This window comes from Bradyrhizobium sp. SZCCHNR3119 (genome assembly GCF_032487775.1).
Classification (GTDB): Bacteria; Pseudomonadota; Alphaproteobacteria; order Rhizobiales; family Xanthobacteraceae; genus Bradyrhizobium.
The window spans coordinates 5303683-5321129 of the sequence record NZ_JAUEUV010000001.1; the positions used below are offsets into that span (position 1 = coordinate 5303683).

Annotated in this window: 14 protein-coding genes; 10 read left to right on the plus strand and 4 right to left on the minus strand. The window is 62.5% G+C overall.

Features of this window, described 5'->3' with window-relative positions; all coding sequences use genetic code 11:
- Window positions 1-137: 137 nt before the first annotated feature.
- On the minus strand, window positions 138-332 hold the full coding sequence (locus tag QX034_RS24345; RefSeq protein ID WP_315706100.1) for a hypothetical protein: 195 nt from the start codon (window positions 330-332) through the stop codon (window positions 138-140).
- A gap of 856 nt (window positions 333-1188) precedes the next feature.
- Window positions 1189-1971: an IclR family transcriptional regulator gene (locus QX034_RS24350; RefSeq protein WP_315706099.1), complete on the minus strand. Its 783-nt coding sequence runs from the start codon at window positions 1969-1971 to the stop codon at window positions 1189-1191.
- Between the two features lie 180 nt (window positions 1972-2151).
- On the opposite strand from QX034_RS24350, the gene QX034_RS24355 reads away from it, so the two are divergent.
- From QX034_RS24355 to QX034_RS24400, 10 genes are all read left to right on the plus strand, one after another.
- Entirely contained in the window at window positions 2152-2979 is an 828-nt protein-coding gene (locus tag QX034_RS24355; RefSeq protein ID WP_315706098.1) for a transporter substrate-binding domain-containing protein, read from the plus strand.
- 17 nt (window positions 2980-2996) lie between these two features.
- Entirely contained in the window at window positions 2997-3713 is a 717-nt protein-coding gene (locus QX034_RS24360) for an amino acid ABC transporter permease (RefSeq protein WP_315706097.1), read from the plus strand.
- 2 nt (window positions 3714-3715) lie between these two features.
- Window positions 3716-4528: an amino acid ABC transporter permease gene (locus tag QX034_RS24365; RefSeq protein WP_315706096.1), complete on the plus strand. Its 813-nt coding sequence runs from the start codon at window positions 3716-3718 to the stop codon at window positions 4526-4528.
- On the plus strand, window positions 4525-5271 hold the full coding sequence (locus tag QX034_RS24370; RefSeq protein ID WP_315706095.1) for an amino acid ABC transporter ATP-binding protein: 747 nt from the start codon (window positions 4525-4527) through the stop codon (window positions 5269-5271). The genes QX034_RS24365 and QX034_RS24370 overlap by 4 nt, the downstream gene beginning before the upstream one ends.
- Window positions 5272-5385: 114 nt before the next feature.
- Window positions 5386-6702, plus strand: a complete 1317-nt coding sequence (locus QX034_RS24375; protein ID WP_315706094.1) for an FAD-binding oxidoreductase — start codon at window positions 5386-5388, stop codon at window positions 6700-6702.
- A gap of 1 nt (window position 6703) precedes the next feature.
- The gene (locus QX034_RS24380) at window positions 6704-8152 is read left to right on the plus strand and encodes an aspartate ammonia-lyase (protein ID WP_315706093.1); all 1449 of its coding nucleotides are present in this window, start codon (window positions 6704-6706) and stop codon (window positions 8150-8152) included.
- A 34-nt stretch (window positions 8153-8186) separates the two neighbouring features.
- Window positions 8187-9503 (plus strand): FAD-binding oxidoreductase, encoded by a 1317-nt coding sequence (locus tag QX034_RS24385; protein ID WP_315706092.1) that lies wholly within the window; start codon window positions 8187-8189, stop codon window positions 9501-9503.
- Between the two features lie 1091 nt (window positions 9504-10594).
- Entirely contained in the window at window positions 10595-11686 is a 1092-nt protein-coding gene (gene recA / locus QX034_RS24390) for a recombinase RecA (protein WP_315706091.1), read from the plus strand.
- Between the two features lie 250 nt (window positions 11687-11936).
- Window positions 11937-12968: a hypothetical protein gene (locus QX034_RS24395; protein WP_315729737.1), complete on the plus strand. Its 1032-nt coding sequence runs from the start codon at window positions 11937-11939 to the stop codon at window positions 12966-12968.
- Window positions 12969-12995: 27 nt separating this feature from the next.
- A complete protein-coding gene (locus QX034_RS24400; RefSeq protein ID WP_315729736.1) occupies window positions 12996-14051 on the plus strand; it encodes a DUF1835 domain-containing protein in 1056 nt (351 codons plus the stop codon).
- Window positions 14052-14056: 5 nt separating this feature from the next.
- On the opposite strand, the gene gcvP is transcribed toward QX034_RS24400, so the two are convergent.
- Window positions 14057-16930 carry an aminomethyl-transferring glycine dehydrogenase gene (gcvP, locus tag QX034_RS24405; protein ID WP_316195893.1) on the minus strand — a complete coding sequence of 958 codons (2874 nt, stop codon included), beginning with the start codon at window positions 16928-16930 and terminating at the stop codon, window positions 14057-14059.
- Window positions 16931-17080: 150 nt separating this feature from the next.
- Window positions 17081-17446 (minus strand): glycine cleavage system protein GcvH, encoded by a 366-nt coding sequence (gcvH, locus tag QX034_RS24410; RefSeq protein WP_315706087.1) that lies wholly within the window; start codon window positions 17444-17446, stop codon window positions 17081-17083.
- Between the last annotated feature and the right edge of the window lies 1 nt (window position 17447).

Below are 17447 nucleotides of genomic sequence, written 5' to 3' on the forward strand. Positions count from 1 at the left end.
GCCGGACAATGGAGGCGCAAACAGCGCTCAGATCAATTCCGGGAAAATACGGTTGATCCGTTCAGCTTTTGGTTGCGGAGTGCGAGCCGTTCTGCCGAATTTAGCTGCCGTCGATATGGCGCCGGTTGGCGCCGAATTCATTCGCTTTCCGTGATCCGCAGCAATCCATCGCCTGTGACGACGGGAGCATTGTCGGCAATGGCGACATAGCCCAACGTCACCAGCCTGGTCACATGAGCCTGCGGTACGCTGGATTTGGATTCGCCGACTGCGATCTCGAGCAGTGATGCAAATTCTTCAGGCGTGAGCAGAGGAGGGGTATGGACAGTCATCGTTCAACTGGAGGCGTTCACGAGGTCGCGGAGCGGCAACCGATATGGCCATTGCAGCCGCTTCAGCGGAGCAATGTCAATCCATATGGCGCGCCGATCTGCGGCTGACGGACGCTGCAGTGACATGCGAAGGTGACTCGTGTCGTCCGGTTGCCACAGGCCGCGATACCCTCGCGCAAAAGTGACCGAGCCTCGGACCGCCGCGGGCCGAGGCTCGGCGTCAACGTCGTAGCTCCCTTTTCAAGGGCAGTTCGGCAATGACGACATAATTCTAGTGCGGGCTGTTCAACCACACCTTGAGTCAGGTCAAAGCAGTTCGCGTCCCCGGAAACACACGGAGATGCACGGCGTCAGCCGTTCTCGTCGGAGATTCGTTCCGGAGCGACCGTCAGCCGATATGCAACCTCGGTTGCGCCGTCGACCACTTCGAGAAGCTCGCCGCAAAGCGGGCACCTGATCTCGCCGGCGCTTCCGGTCTGCGACTGAAGCTCGATCCGGCGGAAGCCTGCCTTGCAACTGGGGCAGATCACATCGTCTGTTCGCATACGTCAATTAAGCGCAGTCCCGCTTGGCTGTTCCGGGGTGCCGGCCGTGTGACCGCCTTTTTTTGCTCGTCGTGTCGGACCTCAATGATCGAGCATCCTGTTGTGGTGGTTCGAAGCTGTACCTTCGTCAAAAGCCCGGCGTTGCAGCCAGGGCTTCCTTCGCGCGGAGGGAGTTCAGGGCCTTGCATTTAGAACATTGCGCGTCGCGCGGCTTTGAAGTCGAAGTTCCGATGGTGAGCGTGCGATCGAATTGATCGGAGCTTCAGGCTCGCCACCGCAGAGGTCGTCGTAAGTTTCCCGCTCCACACTTCCTATTGACCGACGATCGCGTCGATCTCCTCCTTCAGGAGCGAAGCGTAGTGTTCGACGACGCCTGGCGCCAGCTTCGCGCAGAGAAACGTGAAACTGAGGGCGGCGCCCGGCTTTTCGCCCGGCGTCATGATCGGCATCCCTATCCCCGCAATGCCAGGAATAAGTTCACCGATGTCGACCGCGTATCCGCGCCGGCGTGTATCGCTGATCAATTGTCGAACCTTGTCCTCTGTGAGATCGCGATAGGACGCGTAGCGCTGGAGGTTGGCGCGGATGATGTAGTCCTGCTCGTCCCCGTCGAGGAAGGCGAGCATCGCGATCGAGCCCGGACCGACGCCGAGGGGCACGGCACCGCCGATCGATCCCGTCAGTGTCGGTACGATGCACTCGCCGTCACGCCGGTCGAGACAGACCGAATCGTGGTTGAATCGGGTCATCAGATGGGTCGTGTCGCCGGTGCGGCGCCTCAGGCGGGTCAGCGCGACCTCGCAACGGCTGATGAGGCCGGGGCCGCGGGCTGCGCGCAGACCGTAAATGGCCATGCGCGCGCCAAGCCGGTAGCGCCGCTTCTTGTCATCGCGGGCCAGCAGTTTGTGGCCGACCAGCGTGTTGAGGATGCGATGGCAGGTGGCCGTGTTGAGCCCGGAGCGGGCTGTCAGCTCTTTGAGTGAGAGGCCCTCGACCCCGCCGTCGGCGACAAGGTCCAGCAAGATGATTGCGCGGTCAAGGAGTTGCGCTCCTCCGGACGGCGAATGGTCGGCTCTCGGCACAGAAGTTCTCATATTATGAAAAATTTTCTTCTGGTAACTTGTATAATGAGAAATTTATGCCTTCAATGATGAAAAATAGGTCGCCACAAAGAATTGCATAAATTCTGGGCGATCCGCGCATCCGCAAAGCTGATGGCTGAAGCGGCGCTGTCGCAACAGCGCCGGCAGGTCATCATTGACCCACGGGGACCAATGACGAACCTCAAAACGATAGGTGTTTCGGCTCTTGCGCTCGTCGCCCTTCTTGTCGATGGCGCCGCCATAGCCGGCACGCTCGATGACATCAAGGCGCGCGGCAAGCTCGTCGTCGGCGTCAAGAATGACTACGCGCCGTACGGCTATCTGAACGACAAGGGCGAAGTGGTCGGCTTCGAGGTCTCGCTCGCGAAATACGTCGCCAAGGAGTTGCTCGGCTCGGAGGACAAGATCGAACTCGTGCCGGTCGTCGCCGCCAACCGCATCGAATTCCTGACCGCCGGCCGCATCGATGCGATCTTCGCGACGCTCGGCGTCACCGCCGAGCGCGGCAAGGTGATCGACTTCACGACGGAATATGTCTCCGCCGCGGGCCCCTCGGTTCTGATGGCCAAGGAGGCCACGATCTCCAAGTGGGAGGATCTGAAGGGCAAGCAGGTCTGCGGCATCCAGGGCTCCTACTACAACAAGAAGATGACCGAGGAGTTCGGCATCAATCTCGTCGCCTTCAAGACCCAGCCGGAAGCCTATCGTGCGCTGAAGGACAATCGCTGCATCGGCTTCGTTTTCGACGACATGACGCTCCAACAGAAGCTCAAGGAGGCCGACTGGACGAACTACAAGATCGCGGTTGCGCCCTATGAATTCCAGCCGATGGCCGGCGGTCTCCGCAAGGGAGATGCGGCATTTCGCGAAGCTGTCGACAAGGCCATCGGGAAGGCCGAGGCCGAAGGCAAGCTGATCGCGTGGGAAACCGAATTCGGCATGCCGCACTCCGCCTACATCGCCGAGCGGGCCAAGGCTGCGGCCGCGAAGAAGAACTGACCGACGCGGAGCGACCCTTGTTCGGTCTCGACTATTCCTGGCTTGCCGACTCGACATACCAGCATTGGCTGCTGACCGGGGTCGTCAACACTCTGAAGCTGGCGGCGCTCTCATCGAGCGTCGCCATGCTCATCGGCATCCTCGGAGCCTTTGGTCTCACGCTGCGGATATTCTGGCTCGACGCTTTGATCGAGCTGTTCGTGGAAGTGTTTCGAAATACGCCGCCGCTGTTGCAGATGCTGTTCGCCTATTTCACCCTGTCTACCCTTGGCCTGCGGGTGATCGACCCTTCGACGGGATTATCGGTTCCGCTTCTCAGCGCGTTCGCTTGTGCCGCGATGTCGCTCAGCCTGTTCGGTGGAGCGCTGGCCATAGAGACGTTTCGCTCAGGCATCGAAACTATGCCCCGGTCGATTGTCGAGGCCGCGCGGTCGTTGGGGTACGGCCGATGGGCCAGGTTCTGGCGCATCGAGGCACCGATCGCGACCCGCATCTGCCTGCCGGGGTTGACCAACATCCTGACGAATCTGTTCAAGACGACATCGCAGGCATCCGTCATTACGGTGCCGGAGCTGATGTACTACGCCGGACAGATCTATAACGACACGTTCCGCACGCTGGAGGTCATGATCCTCGTGCTCCTCATCTATGTCACGCTCGTGTCCATCTTGACATTCGCAATGGCGAGGCTCGAAGCCTTCATGGCCTTTCCCGGCTACGGAAAGGGGCATTGATCGTGGGCTACACGCTTTCCTACGAGCAAAAGAAGCGCGCCGTTCTGTTGCTGATTGCCTTGGCTGTGGTGGTCTGGGTCGGAATCGATGCCGCGGCGGGCGGCTCGGCGTATTGGGCGCGGGTGCTGTTGCGGCTTCCTCTGCTTCTGACAGGCTCCGGCAGCGGCTGGCCGGTGACGGGCGGCTTTGCGCTCAACATTCTCGTCTCCATCGCCGCGATGGCGCTGGCGACGGTCCTCGGTACGATCATCGGCATTGCCACGCTGTCCAAGTTCGGATTGGTCCGCATTCCTTCCTTGCTGACGATGAATTTCCTGCGCAATGCGCCCTGGCTCGTTCTGCTCTTTGCGATGCTCTACATCCTGCCGTTCGAGATCCACGTCTTCGGCTGGATCGTTCCTTTCCCGCCTTTTGTGAAGGCAGTGATCGGTCTTGCGCTGCCGACCGCGGCGAATTTCTCCGAAGTGATCCGAGGCGCCGTCCAGTCCATCCACAGCGGACAGTGGGAGGCAGCGCGCTCGCTCGGCTATACCACCGGCCAGATCTATCGCCACGTGATCATGCCGCAGGCGCTGCGGCGCATGATCCCAGGTTGGATGAATCTCTACGCGTTGGTGATGATCGCAACCGCGCTTGCGACGGTGACCGGCATCCAGGATGTCCTGACCATCCTCAACACCTCGCTCGCGATCGAGAGCGAGCGTGTGATCGTATACTTCTATCTGACCATTCTCTTCCTGTTCTTCGCCTATTGTTATCCCATCGCGGTCGTCGCGCGCCGGCTGGAACGTGCCGTGAAAGGAGACAATCTATGAGTCGTTGCGGTGCTTTGATCGAAGTCGACGACATCAAGAAGTCGTTCGGCGACGTTCCCGTCCTCAAGGGCATCTCGATGTTCGTGCAAAAAGGCGAGGCGGTCTGCATCATCGGCCCTTCCGGGTCGGGGAAGTCCACCATCTTACGCTGCATCAACGGCCTGATCCCGGTGGACCAGGGCTTTGTCCGCGTCGGCGCGCACCGCGTGCACGAAATGAAGTCGGAGAGGGCGATGCGGGCGCTACGGCGTCAGGTCGCGATGGTGTTCCAGCAATACAATCTCTTCCCGCACCGTACGGCATTGGAAAACATCATGATGGCGCCGATCCAGGTGCTCGGCCACGATCGGGCTGAAGTCGAGGATCGGGCCCGCAAACTCCTGAAGAAAGTGCGGCTCTTGGAGAAGGCGGACAGCTATCCCGGGCAGCTTTCCGGAGGCCAGCAGCAGCGGGTGGCGATCGCCCGTGCGCTCGCGATGCAGCCGGAGGTGATCCTGTTCGACGAGGTGACGGCCGCACTCGATCCCGAAACGGTGAAGGACGTGCTCTGGACCATCCGCGAACTCGTGGACGACGGCCTGACCTGCATCCTCGTGACTCACGAAATGAAATTCGCGCGGGAAGTCTCGCACCGCGTTTGCTTCACCGATCATGGATTGATCGTGGAAAGCGCGCCTCCGGCAGAACTCTTCGACAATCCGCAGGACCTTCGCACGCGTGAATTTCTCGGTCAGGTTCTCTGATCGCACCGCCGGGCCGGACGAACGCCGTCCGGCCCGTCGCAGTCGACGTTCCGGGAGTGGCTCCGTGCTCCTTCCCACGTTCAATGAAAGGCGAGCCGCACGGCTCGATGCATCATGGCCCGTTTCGAAGATATCTACGCCAAGGACTTCAAGGAGGCGCCATATTGGTGGGAGGCCGCTGAGCCAGAGACTGATCTCGATCCGCTGCCAGCGCGCGCCGACGTCGTGGTCATAGGTTCGGGCTATGCCGGCCTGAACGCGGCGACGCATCTGGCACGCGCCGGCCGCTCGGTCGTCGTCATCGACGGTGACCGGATCGGCGAGGGGGCCTCGACGCGGTCGGGCGGCATGGTGTCGAGTGGCCAGAAGCTGGTTGTCGGCGGCGCGATCCGGGGCATCGATCCCGCGCTGTTCTCGCGCCTGATCGGCGAGAGCAACGAGAGCTTCGACTATCTGAAAATGTTGGTCGAGACGGAAAAGCTGGATGCGGGCCTTGCGCTCACCGGCCGCTTTTTCGGCGCCCATGCCGCTGGCGACTACGACATCCTGAAGCGGCATGGCGCGCTGCTGGCGGAGAAGACCGGCGTCACGGTCCATTTCCTCGATCGCGCGCATCAGCGAGCCGCCATCGGCTCGGACTATTATCATGGCGGCATGGTGATCGACCAATATGGCGGTCTCCATCCGGGCAAATATCACAAGGCAATGCGGGACCGCGCGCGTGCGGCCGGCGTCATGCTGCGATCGCATGCGCGAGCTGGCATCGTGCAGGACGGGCGGCCGGGAGAAAAGATCGTGCCGACGGCAAGGGGCAGCATCCGCGCTGCCCACGTCGTCGCCGCGACTAACGGCTACACCGCAGCCGATGCCACGCCCGGTCTCGCCAGGCGCATCGTGCCGGTCAAGAGCTATCAGATCGCCACCGAGCCGCTCCCCGCAGATCTGTTGGCCGAGCTCATACCGCAGGCCCGCATGGTGTCCGATACGCGCCGCGATCTCATCTATGCACGGCCGTCGCCTGATGGAACGCGGCTTCTCTTCGGCTCGCGCCCGGGCATCTTCGATATGCCGGACAGGCTTGCTGCGAAGCGGCTTTATGCGCGCATGCTGGCGATCTGGCCGCAGCTTGCGGGCGTCAAGATCACCCATGCCTGGAGCGGACGTGTCGCCATGACTGTCGACAAGATCGCCCATCTCGGCACGCGGGACGGGACGGATTTTGCGGCCGGCTGCAACGGCAACGGTGTCGCGCTGATGACCTATCTCGGTTACCAGACGGCGCGGAAAATTCTCGGCCAGCAGAACATGCCATCGGCATTCGACCGGGAGACGTTTACGGCCGTGCCCCTCTACTCGGGCAGGCCATGGTTCGTACCGCTTTTCGCGGGCTGGTATCGGTTGCGCGATTTGTTCGATCGGCCGGGGCGCTGAGATGGACGAGCCCGCCACTTCAGTCCGCCTGGAAGAGGACGCGCTTGGTACGCGTCTCATTCCCGATGATCTCGCCTATGGAATCCAAACGGTGCGGGCGGTCGAGAACTTCTCGATTTCCGGACGATCCATCGCCGATATCGAGGGGTTCGTTGCCGCGATCATCACGATCAAGCAGGCCGCGGCCCGCGCCAACCGGCGCGCCGGCAATCTGGATGGGCGAATTGCCGAGGCGATCGACCGGGCCGCATCGGAGTATGCCGGTGCCATCAGGCGTGCGGATTTCCCCGTCGACATCTATCACGGCGGCGGCGGTACGGCCGCCAACATGAACGTCAACGAAGTCCTGGCGAACCGGGCGAGTGAAATCCTGACCGGGCGCAGGGGGCCGGATCCCGTTCACCCGAACACCCATGTGAACATGGGGCAATCCACGAACGATGTCATTCCCTCGGCCATGAAGATGGCGTTGGGTGGAGAGCTCGCCGCGTTGCGCGCCACACTGACCGGTCTTGTCGAAGCGCTTTCTGCAAAGGAGGAGGCATTCGCCGGCGTCGTCAAGCTGGCGCGCACCTGCCTGCAGGATGCTCTGCCGGTCATGCTCGGACAGCAGATCTCGGGATATCGCGCGGCGCTCGAGCGCCAGATCGTGGATCTTGCCGGGCTCGAGGCCTCCTGCCTTCGGCTGCCACTCGGTGCGACGGCGATTGGAACTGGCTTCGGTGCCTCGACGGGCTATCGTGCGGCGATTTTCGACGAGCTCGCTGTCCTGACCGGCAAGCGCTACGACGCGGAACAGGATCTGTTCGATGCACTTCAGAACGCGGATCACTGGGTGCACGTCTCTGCCGCTCTGAAGGCGACCGCGCTGGTCCTGTCGAAACTGTCGGCCGACTTGCGGCTGATGTCCTCCGGACCGAGGGCTGGTCTTGGGGAGATCGTGCTCCCTGCCGTGCAGCCCGGCTCTTCCATCATGCCCGGTAAGGTGAACCCCGTGATGCCGGAAATGATGATGCAGGTCGCGTTTCGCGTGATCGGTAACGATGCAACGGTGACACGCGCCGCGGAGGGCGAACTGGATCTGAACGTCTGGGAATCTATCATTCTCGAAGCGCTCAGCGAGTCCATCCGCCTGATGCGCCGCGCCGTGCCGCTGTTCGTCTCCAACTGCGTGGTGGGAATCGCGGCGAATGTCGAGCGCTGTCTCGCCGATGCGTCCGGCTCGCTTGCGCTTTCGACCGCACTTGCGGCGATCTACGACTATCCGACGGCCTCCGCGATCGCAAAGCATGCGGCCACACACGGCCTGTCGATTCGGGATGCCGCGATCGCCCAAGGTCTCATGAGTGAGGCGGAGGCAGCTCTCCTTTTCGGAGACGTCTCTGCCTACACAGACCCTGAGCGGACCGAGCGCCTGATTGCCCATTTCAGGGCTGGACGGCGCACCTGATCCATACCGCCTTGTTCGTTTCCAGGAGGACGACGTGTCTAGAATTATTCCCGAGCTTGTCGTGACGCCGCAGGAACTGCCGGCGAAGGTGGATGTCGTCGTCATCGGCGGCGGCATCATCGGCGTATCCACCGCGCTGTCGTTGGTCGAGCGCGGCGTGAGCGTCGCCTTGTGCGAAAAGGGATTGATCGCTGCGGAGCAGTCGGCGCGAAACTGGGGCTGGGTACGTCAGATGGGGCGCGATCCGGCCGAGCTGCCGCTCGCCATCGAAAGTCTCCGGATCTGGCGCGGCATGAATGCGCGCATCGGCGGCGAGACGGGTTTCCGGCAGGCTGGAATTGCATATCTCTGCGACACGGACGCCGATGTTGCGATGTATGAGGATTGGCTGAAACATGCCAAGCAGCTCGGCCTCGACTCCCGTCTTGTCAGAGGTGAGTCTTTGAAGGCGCTCATGCCCGGAATGGCGAAATCCTTCCGCGCTGCCTTGCATACGCCGAGCGACGGCAAGGCTGAGCCGTTCATCGCGGCCCCGGCCATTGCCCGCGGCGCGGCCGCCAAGGGAGCGCACATCCTCACCAATTGCGCGGTCCGTACCATCGAACGATCGGCGGGCAGGGTGAGCGGCTGCGTCACCGAGCGCGGCGAGATCCGCTGTTCGTCGGTCGTTCTTGCGGGAGGCGCATGGTCGCGTCTCTTCGCCGGCAACATGGGTATCGATCTTCCTGTCCTGAAGATTCTCGGCAGTGTCGCCCGTGTGTCAGCGGTCGAAGGTGTTCCTGATTTCGCCGTCGGTGCCGGCAACTTCGCCTTCCGCCGTCGCCTCGACGGCGGCTTCACCGTTGCCCAGCGGAACGCGAACATCGCGCCGATCACGCCGGACAGCTTCCGTCTGTTCCGCGACTACACGCCGACTCTCATCAAGAGCTGGAGGGAGCTGACGCTTCGCATCGGCGGACAATTCTTTCGCGAACTGTCGATGGCCCGAAGCTGGAAAAGCGACGAGGTGACGCCTTTCGAACAGGTCCGCATTCTCGATCCCGATCCGTCGTGGCGACTGGTCCATGGCGGCCTCAGCCATCTGAGCGAAGCCTTCCCAGCGTTCCGCGGCGCCAAGGTTACGCAGATGTGGGCAGGCCTCATGGACGTCACGCCCGATGCCGTTCCGGTCATAGCGCCGGTCGGTTCAGTTCCTGGCCTTCATATCGCGACCGGCTTTTCCGGTCATGGCTTCGGCATCGGTCCCGGAGCTGGTGCGTTGATGGCTGATCTGGTGACGGGATCGACGCCTTGCGTCGACCCCGCACCCTTCCGTTTGGAACGCTTTAGGCGCTTGCAGAAGGCGGCCTGATTTCCGCAAGGCCGCCCAAATCATCGGAACGTCACATTCGCTGCATGAGCCGCTCGCGCAGAAGTTGCCTAGACGGTAGCCAAGCGATGTTTGCGGTGTGGACGTCCGACACCGTGGTCGTGTTGCGGGCTGTTGCGAGCGCCGGGTCCGTGCGGCCTGCGAGTAGCGGCGTCCGGCTTCGGCGCCGCCCCCGCACCGAGCGAAAGCAGGTTGTTGGTTCGCGTGGCAGGCTTCGCCGCCGAACTCCATTCGCGCGGGAGAATTGTGGACATGGTTTGCGGCTGCCTAAACGGGTAGCGTTTGCATGCGAACAAAAGCGGAAGCTCGGCCGGAACTTCGTTCTTCTCAGGAGAACCACGGGCGATCTAAACGGGAAACTCTTGATCGCTTGTTCGTGCGGGTTGTGGCAGGGACGAGATCTGTTGAGAAGACCAATGCTCGCCATGAGTGATTTAGTTGGAGATCACACGCTCTAATGCGCGCAGCGGCTGCGCTTCATGTCACATCGTGTCATAATTCACAGCGCTTATGGCGATGATCAATTATTAGTTGTGTCTTCGTGGCGTGAGCTTTGCGCCGGTGCGGCGAAATGAAGTTCCGATCAAGTCGTTGCCGCACTCTCGTCATCGGAATTTCAAACTGAAGGCCGCATTCGGAGCGGAGCGAGGGAAGGCGGCTGCTTCGATCCCGCTCGCGAGCGAGATCGCGCGCGAGCGTCGGCGGCGGGCAAGCCTGGTTCTGGACGGGTTCCATCGGCGCAGTTGGCGCTCTTGCGCGCCGCGCGACACGCAACCTTCACAGGTGCGGAATGAGAGAGAGTCGCCGATCCGCCTTGCTGGCTATCGACGTCGAGCGCGAGACGCGTCGCGGTTGCTGCCGCAATCGACGGCGGGCCGGCCTGCTCGCTCTCGGGTTAGGACGCGGAGGGGGGCCCATCGGGCGGACGCCTAAAAGTCGCAGGTCTGGCAACGGAACATATTGCGAACATAGAACGGATCGGGTACATTGCGCGGCAGATGCACCAAAGATTACCGGCCCCAGTCTCGTTAACCGTTTGTCCATCCCGCGAATCCCCGCCATAAGGAGCGCCAATGTCCGCCACCGCCCTGCGTATCGTCGAAGGTTCCTCCATGGATAAAAGTAAGGCGCTGTCCGCAGCCCTGTCCCAGATCGAGCGCCAGTTCGGCAAGGGCTCGGTCATGAAGCTCGGCAAGAACGACCGCTCGATGGATATCGAGACGGTGTCGACCGGCTCGCTTGGGCTCGACATCGCGCTCGGGGTCGGTGGCTTGCCGAAGGGGCGTATCGTCGAGATTTACGGGCCGGAATCCTCGGGCAAGACGACTTTGGCGCTGCATTGCGTGGCGGAAGCACAGAAGAAGGGTGGCATCTGCGCCTTCATCGATGCCGAGCACGCGCTCGACCCAATCTACGCGCGCAAGCTCGGTGTCAATATCGACGAGCTCCTGATCTCTCAGCCCGACACCGGCGAGCAGGCTCTGGAGATCTGCGACACCTTGGTGCGCTCCGGCGCGGTCGATGTGCTGGTGGTCGATTCCGTGGCGGCGCTGGTGCCGAAGGCTGAGCTCGAAGGCGAGATGGGCGAGTCGCTGCCGGGCCTGCAGGCGCGGCTGATGAGCCAAGCGTTGCGCAAGCTGACCGCCTCGATCAACAAGTCCAACACCATGGTAATCTTCATCAACCAGATCCGGATGAAGATCGGCGTCATGTACGGCTCGCCGGAAACCACCACCGGCGGCAATGCGCTGAAATTCTACGCCTCGGTTCGTCTCGACATCCGCCGCATCGGTGCGATCAAGGAGCGCGACGAGGTGATCGGCAATTCCACCCGCGTCAAGGTCGTGAAGAACAAGCTGGCGCCGCCGTTCAAGCAGGTCGAATTCGACATCATGTACGGCGAGGGCGTCTCCAAGATGGGCGAGATCCTCGATCTCGGCGTCAAGGCCGGCATCGTCGAAAAGTCAGGTGCCTGGTTCTCCTATGACAGTCAGCGGCTCGGGCAGGGACGCGAGAACTCCAAAGCTTTCCTGCGCGCCAACCCGGACCTCACTGCCAAGATCGAAGCTGCAATCCGCCAGAACTCAGGCCTGATTGCCGAGCAGATCCTGGCTGGCGCAGAGCGCGATGCCGACAGCGACGGCGAAGAGCCGGCCGAAGAGTAAGTCTACGACGACAGCGGGCGCTAAGGATGTCGACTTGCCGTCCTGCGCCCGTTTGCGCGTGGGGCTCCGCCGAAACGTATCTTCAGGCTGATCCACCTCGATTCGGAAGGCGAGAACACCCGTTTTTCCGATGTTCAATACAAACAGATCTCGACTTGAAGAATTGACGACGAGCGCGCGGGCGAACTGACTGGATCCGCGCAACTATTTCGCACTTGTCTCTGTCATATGCGCTGCATGGTGGCGAGCGATGACGCGCCTTATCCTGACGCCGAACTATCTTTACTCGAAATCGGATACGACCGAGCAGACTGATCTGTTCCTGCATTTCGGTCACTGCTTCGGACGTCATCTGCAACGGCTGGTGTTTGGTCGTCCGCCCACCACGGATGAACTGGAGGACCGCTTCGATGTGCGATCCGAACAACGACACCAAAAGCGGGGTTCGCACTGGCTGGACTTCATTCCCTCGGAACGTCTCGACCAGTTCGAGGTGCGTGGCATTGGTCTGGCCCAGCTTTGCGCATGTTTTGAAACCGTTGAGGTTTGGGTCGAGTCGACCGCCAACGACCAGCTCGAGCTGATTTGGCTGCTGGACTATCTCAGACGTCGCAAAGCCGTTCCGCCGCATTTTTTCGTTCGTCCGGTCGAGTGGCTGGTCGGCCGTTCCACCGAGCAGTTGGCCGAAATGCAAGTTCCCCGGATTCCAATTACGTCCGCGCATGTCGATCTCGCCTCCAGAGCCTGGCAAGCCTATCGTTCGCCGACACCGCAAGCATGGTGCGATCTGCTACGAGAGGATTTGAGCGCGTTTCCGCTTATGCGCGACACCGTGCTGAGGTTGCTTATTGAATTACCAGCCCCAGGCACCGGCCTTGGGTCGACCGAGATGGGATTGCTGGAGTTGATCTATCCCGATCCTCCGCACCGGTTCAGCGTCATCCTCAACACGCTCGTCTATTTCAACGGCTATTACCGCCACACGATCTTCAACGACTGGGAGACCGCTGTTCTGGCTGAGCCGCTGGCTTTTGGCCCGGTACCTGCGATCATGGAGCTCAATCCCGAACTCCAGATCGTTGAGCTCGGAAATTTTCGGCGGCGCCTCGATATCTATCGGGAAAGTTGGCCTCGGTTGACCGATTTCGGTGAGGCAGTCCTGACCGGCCGTACGGATTTCAGCCGGCACAATCCGATCCATCGCTGGTGGGGCAGTACTGAACTGACCAACGGAAATTTGTGGCGGTGGGACCCGATCGCGAACGTCTTGATCGCGCCTTGAGCCGACCAGCTCTGCGGAGGCAGGAGCATGACGCGTTTGATTCTAACGGCCGATGATTCCAGCGCCGGGGCGCTTCGCAGGGGAGGCTTTGCCGACCTTGTGGTGCCAATTCTCCACCGGTTCGTGTGGGGACCGCTGCCGCCCGATGCCGACCTGTCGGCTTATCTCGGCACCCACACCACGCGGCGCGAGATCGGTCACTGGTTGGATTTCGCCTCGCGCCGCGACTTCATGGCGGTCGGAGGGCGGACGCACAGCTTCCTCGATCTCGTCGAGCGTTGCGACAGCGTCGAGCTATGGATGGATACCCGTCCGAATGACCAGTTGGTCTTGGTCTGGTTGCTGGATTATCTGCGCAATCATGCGCAGGTCGCAACGAAGATCGTGTTGCGGCACGTCGATGCGGCACTATTCGAAGCATCGACGAAGCAACTCGCCAGTCGAACGATTGCCGGGGTTGAACTCGCACGCGAGCATCTCGACTTGGCTCATTTGGCCTGGCAGTCGTTTCGGGCGCCGACTCCGCAACCCTGGTTCGATTTGTTGAACTACGATCTCAGCGCATTGCCGCAGCTGCGCCGCTGCGTGCAGGAGATGCTCGATGAGCTTCCGGGGGCAGCGACAGGGCTCGGAGCCTCGGAACTGCGCATCCTCGAATTGCTGTCGGCCGGTTATCAGCATCCGTTCGACCTGTTTCCGCATTATCGCGAGCGCTTTCAGCGGCGCGTCTTCGACTATTGGGAAGCAGGCGCACTCCTGGAAAATCTGGCGCTGGCGACGACGCCTGTAATTTCGGGCCTTGCCGAATGGCCGTTCTCGGTCGAGATGCACGACAGTCGCGAGCGCCTCGATCGCTACAAGGCCAGCACGCTGTCGCTGACGCCGCTCGGCAAGGCGATCCTGGCCGGGCAGGAGGATTTCAGCCGGCACAATCCGATCCGGCGCTGGTGGGGCGGCACCGAATTGACCAACGCCAATCTCTGGCGTTGGCATGCGGTGCTCATCGCTCCGGACCCCGACCCGCTGCATATCTTCGAATGCCGCGAGCCGTGGCGCTCAATCGATTCCCCGGAGTATGCGTGACCGGCTTACTCCGCCGCTTCCGCGTAGTCCGCCACCGGCGGGCACGAGCAGACCAGATTGCGGTCGCCATAGACGTTGTCGACGCGACCGACAGGGCACCAATATTTATCGGTGCGCGCGGAGCCGGCCGGGAAGCAGCCTTCGCTGCGGCGATAGGCGCGGTTCCAATCATCGTCGGCGACGTCGTGCACCGTATGGGGCGCGTGCCGCAGCGGCGAGGCTTCGATCTTGAACCGGCCTTGCTCGACTTCGGCGATCTCCTTGCGGATCGCAATCATCGCGTCGCAGAAGCGATCGAGCTCCGCCTTCGATTCCGATTCGGTCGGCTCGATCATCAGCGTTCCCGGCACCGGGAAGCTCATCGTCGGCGCGTGGAAGCCGTAGTCGATCAGCCGCTTGGCGATATCGTCGACGGTGACGCCGCTGGTTTGCTTCAGCGGCCTCGGATCGATGATGCATTCATGTGCGACGCGGCCGCGCTCGTTGCGATACAGCACCGGAAAGTGCGAATCGAGCCGCGCGGCGATGTAGTTGGCATTGAGGATCGCGATCTCTGTCGCCTGCTTCAAACCCTCGCCGCCCATCAGCAGCATGTAGATGTAGGAGATGGTCAGGATCGACGCCGAGCCGTAGGGCGCGCCGGAGACCGGCCCCTGCGCGCGTGAGCTCTCGCCATCGGCAGCAGGATGTCCCGGCAGGAATGCTGCGAGGTGCGCCTTGACACCGATCGGGCCCATACCGGGACCGCCGCCGCCGTGCGGAATGCAGAAGGTCTTGTGCAGGTTGAAGTGACTGACATCGGCGCCGTAGTCGCCGGGACGCGCCAGCCCGACCTGCGCGTTCAGATTGGCGCCGTCGAGATACACTTGGCCGCGATGAGCATGAACGATGTCGCAGATCTCGCGGATGTGCTCCTCGAACACGCCGTGGGTCGACGGATAGGTGATCATGATGGCGGCGAGATCGGCCGCGTGTTTCTCGGCCTTGGCCCTGAGATCGGCGACATCGACGTTTCCGCCCGGATCGCAGGCGACGACCACCACCTCCATGCCCGCCATATGCGCAGAGGCCGGATTGGTGCCGTGAGCGGAGGAGGGGATCAGGCAGATCTTGCGATGGCTCTCGCCGCGCGAGGCATGGTAGCCGCGGATCGCGAGCAGCCCGGCATATTCGCCTTGCGCGCCCGAGTTCGGCTGCAGCGACACCGCATCGTAACCGGAGATCCTGCACAGCCAGTCTTCAAGCTTGGCAAACAGTGCATGATAGCCGGCTGCCTGCGCGCGCGGGGCGAACGGATGCAGGCTGGCGAATTCCGGCCAGGTCAGCGGGATCATTTCGGTGGTCGCGTTCAGCTTCATGGTGCAGGAGCCGAGCGGGATCATGGCGCGGTCGAGCGCGAGATCGCGGTCTGCGAGCTTGCGCAGGTAGCGCAGCATCTCGGTCTCCGAGCGATGTGCATGGAACACCGGATGGGCCAGGAACCGGCGCTGACGCTTCAAACCGGCCGGCAGCGCCTCGCGCGCTTCGGCCTCGATGGCCGCATAAGACAGTTTTCCGCCGAAGGCACGCCATACCGCTTCGACGGTCTCGGCCGTCGTGGTCTCGTCCAGCGCAATACGCAAGCTGCGCGCGCCGAGGCCAAGATTGATGCGCTCGCCGAGCGCGCGCGCAACGATCTCGTCGCGCCGGTCGCCGACCTCGACTGTCACCGTGTCGAAGAAGACCTCGTTCGACGGCGCAAAGCCGAGCTTGCGCAGGCCGGCCGCCAGCACCGCTGCGCGGCGATGGACGGTGCGCGCGATCGCGGTCAGTCCCTCCGGGCCGTGATAGATGGCATACATTGCGGCGATCACCGCCAGCAGCACCTGCGCGGTGCAGATGTTGGAGGTCGCTTTCTCGCGGCGGATGTGTTGCTCGCGGGTCTGCAGCGCCAGCCGATAGGCCGGGGCGCCGCGAGAGTCTACCGACAGCCCGACGATGCGGCCGGGCAGCGAGCGCTTCAGCGCATCGCGCGCCGCCATGTAAGCAGCATGCGGTCCGCCGTAGCCCATCGGCACGCCGAAGCGCTGCGCCGAGCCGATCGCGATGTCGGCACCCAGCTCCCCAGGCGAGGCGATCAAGGTGAGCGCAAGCAGGTCGGCGGCGATGATCGCCAGCGCGCCTTTCTCATGTAGTTTCGCGATCGCCGTGCGCGGATCGCGCAAGGCGCCGGTCGTGTCCGGATATTGCAGGATGCCGCCGAACACGTCCGCCTTGTCGAGATCGGTTGCGGGATCGCCGACGATCAGCTGCCAGCCGAGCGGCTCGGCGCGGGTGCGCAGCACCGCGAGCGTCTGCGGATGCACGTTCTTGTCGACGAAGAAGGCTTTTGCCTTGGCTCCGGCGGAGCGTTCGGCGAGTGCCATCGCCTCCGCCGCTGCGGTCGCCTCATCGAGCAGCGAGGCGTTGGCGACATCGAGCCCGGTCAGGTCGCAGATCATGGTCTGGAAGTTGAACAGCGCCTCCAGCCGGCCCTGGCTGATCTCGGGCTGATAGGGCGTATAGGCCGTGTACCAGGCCGGGTTCTCCAGGATGTTGCGCTGGATCACCGCCGGCATGATCGTGCCGGAATAGCCTTGGCCGATCAGCGAGGTGAACAGCTGGTTCTGGCCTGCAAGCACGCGCATGTGGTCGAGCGCCTCGGGTTCGTTGAGCGCGGGCCCGAGATCGAGCGGCGTCGTCTGCCGGATCGAGCCGGGCAAGGTCTGCGCCATCAGCTCAGACAGGCTCTTCGCGCCCACCGTCTCGAGCATCGCGGCGACGTCGCGCGGCGATGGGCCGATGTGGCGGCGGGCGAAGGTGGTAGCGGCGTCATCGAGCGGCTTGAACGGCGCGGTCATGAGAGGATCCTTGCTATGCCTCGTCATGCCCCGCGACGGCGGGGCATCCAGTCAACACTGACGTCGAAATCAAACGGAGGGAGCGCGGCGTGCTGGATCGCCCGGTCGAGCCGGGCGATGACAGCGGAGAATGATGCCGCGATCTTCCCATCACGCCGTGTGCGCTTTGTAGGCGGCCTCATCCATCAGCCCGCCGAGCTCGCCTTTGTCGGCGATCTTCACCTTGAAAAACCAAGCCTTGCCGACGGCATCGGTATTGACCAGCGCAGGCTCGTCCACGATCGCCTGATTGACCTCGACGACGTCGCCAGAGATCGGTGCGTAGACGTCGGATGCGGCTTTGACGGATTCGACCACCGCGGCGGCTTCTGCCTTCTTCAAGGTGCGGCCGACCTTGGGCAACTCCACGAATACGACGTCGCCGAGCTGCGCCTGCGCGTAATCGGTGATGCCGACGGTGGCGACATCGCCATCGATGCTGAGCCATTCATGGTCGGAGGTGTAGAGCGTGGTCATG

What these genes read in the sequence shown, in the direction of transcription:
- QX034_RS24355 (WP_315706098.1), top strand. Translation starts at nt 2,152, where the DNA reads ATGACGAACCTCAAAACGATAGGTGTTTCGGCTCTTGCGCTCGTCGCC.
- QX034_RS24345 (WP_315706100.1), bottom strand. Translation starts at nt 332, where the DNA reads ATGACTGTCCATACCCCTCCTCTGCTCACGCCTGAAGAATTTGCATCA.
- QX034_RS24395 (WP_315729737.1), top strand. Translation starts at nt 11,937, where the DNA reads ATGACGCGCCTTATCCTGACGCCGAACTATCTTTACTCGAAATCGGAT.
- recA (WP_315706091.1), top strand. Translation starts at nt 10,595, where the DNA reads ATGTCCGCCACCGCCCTGCGTATCGTCGAAGGTTCCTCCATGGATAAA.
- gcvH (WP_315706087.1), bottom strand. Translation starts at nt 17,446, where the DNA reads ATGACCACGCTCTACACCTCCGACCATGAATGGCTCAGCATCGATGGC.
- QX034_RS24370 (WP_315706095.1), top strand. Translation starts at nt 4,525, where the DNA reads ATGAGTCGTTGCGGTGCTTTGATCGAAGTCGACGACATCAAGAAGTCG.
- QX034_RS24380 (WP_315706093.1), top strand. Translation starts at nt 6,704, where the DNA reads ATGGACGAGCCCGCCACTTCAGTCCGCCTGGAAGAGGACGCGCTTGGT.
- gcvP (WP_316195893.1), bottom strand. Translation starts at nt 16,930, where the DNA reads ATGACCGCGCCGTTCAAGCCGCTCGATGACGCCGCTACCACCTTCGCC.
- QX034_RS24375 (WP_315706094.1), top strand. Translation starts at nt 5,386, where the DNA reads ATGGCCCGTTTCGAAGATATCTACGCCAAGGACTTCAAGGAGGCGCCA.
- QX034_RS24350 (WP_315706099.1), bottom strand. Translation starts at nt 1,971, where the DNA reads ATGAGAACTTCTGTGCCGAGAGCCGACCATTCGCCGTCCGGAGGAGCG.
- QX034_RS24400 (WP_315729736.1), top strand. Translation starts at nt 12,996, where the DNA reads ATGACGCGTTTGATTCTAACGGCCGATGATTCCAGCGCCGGGGCGCTT.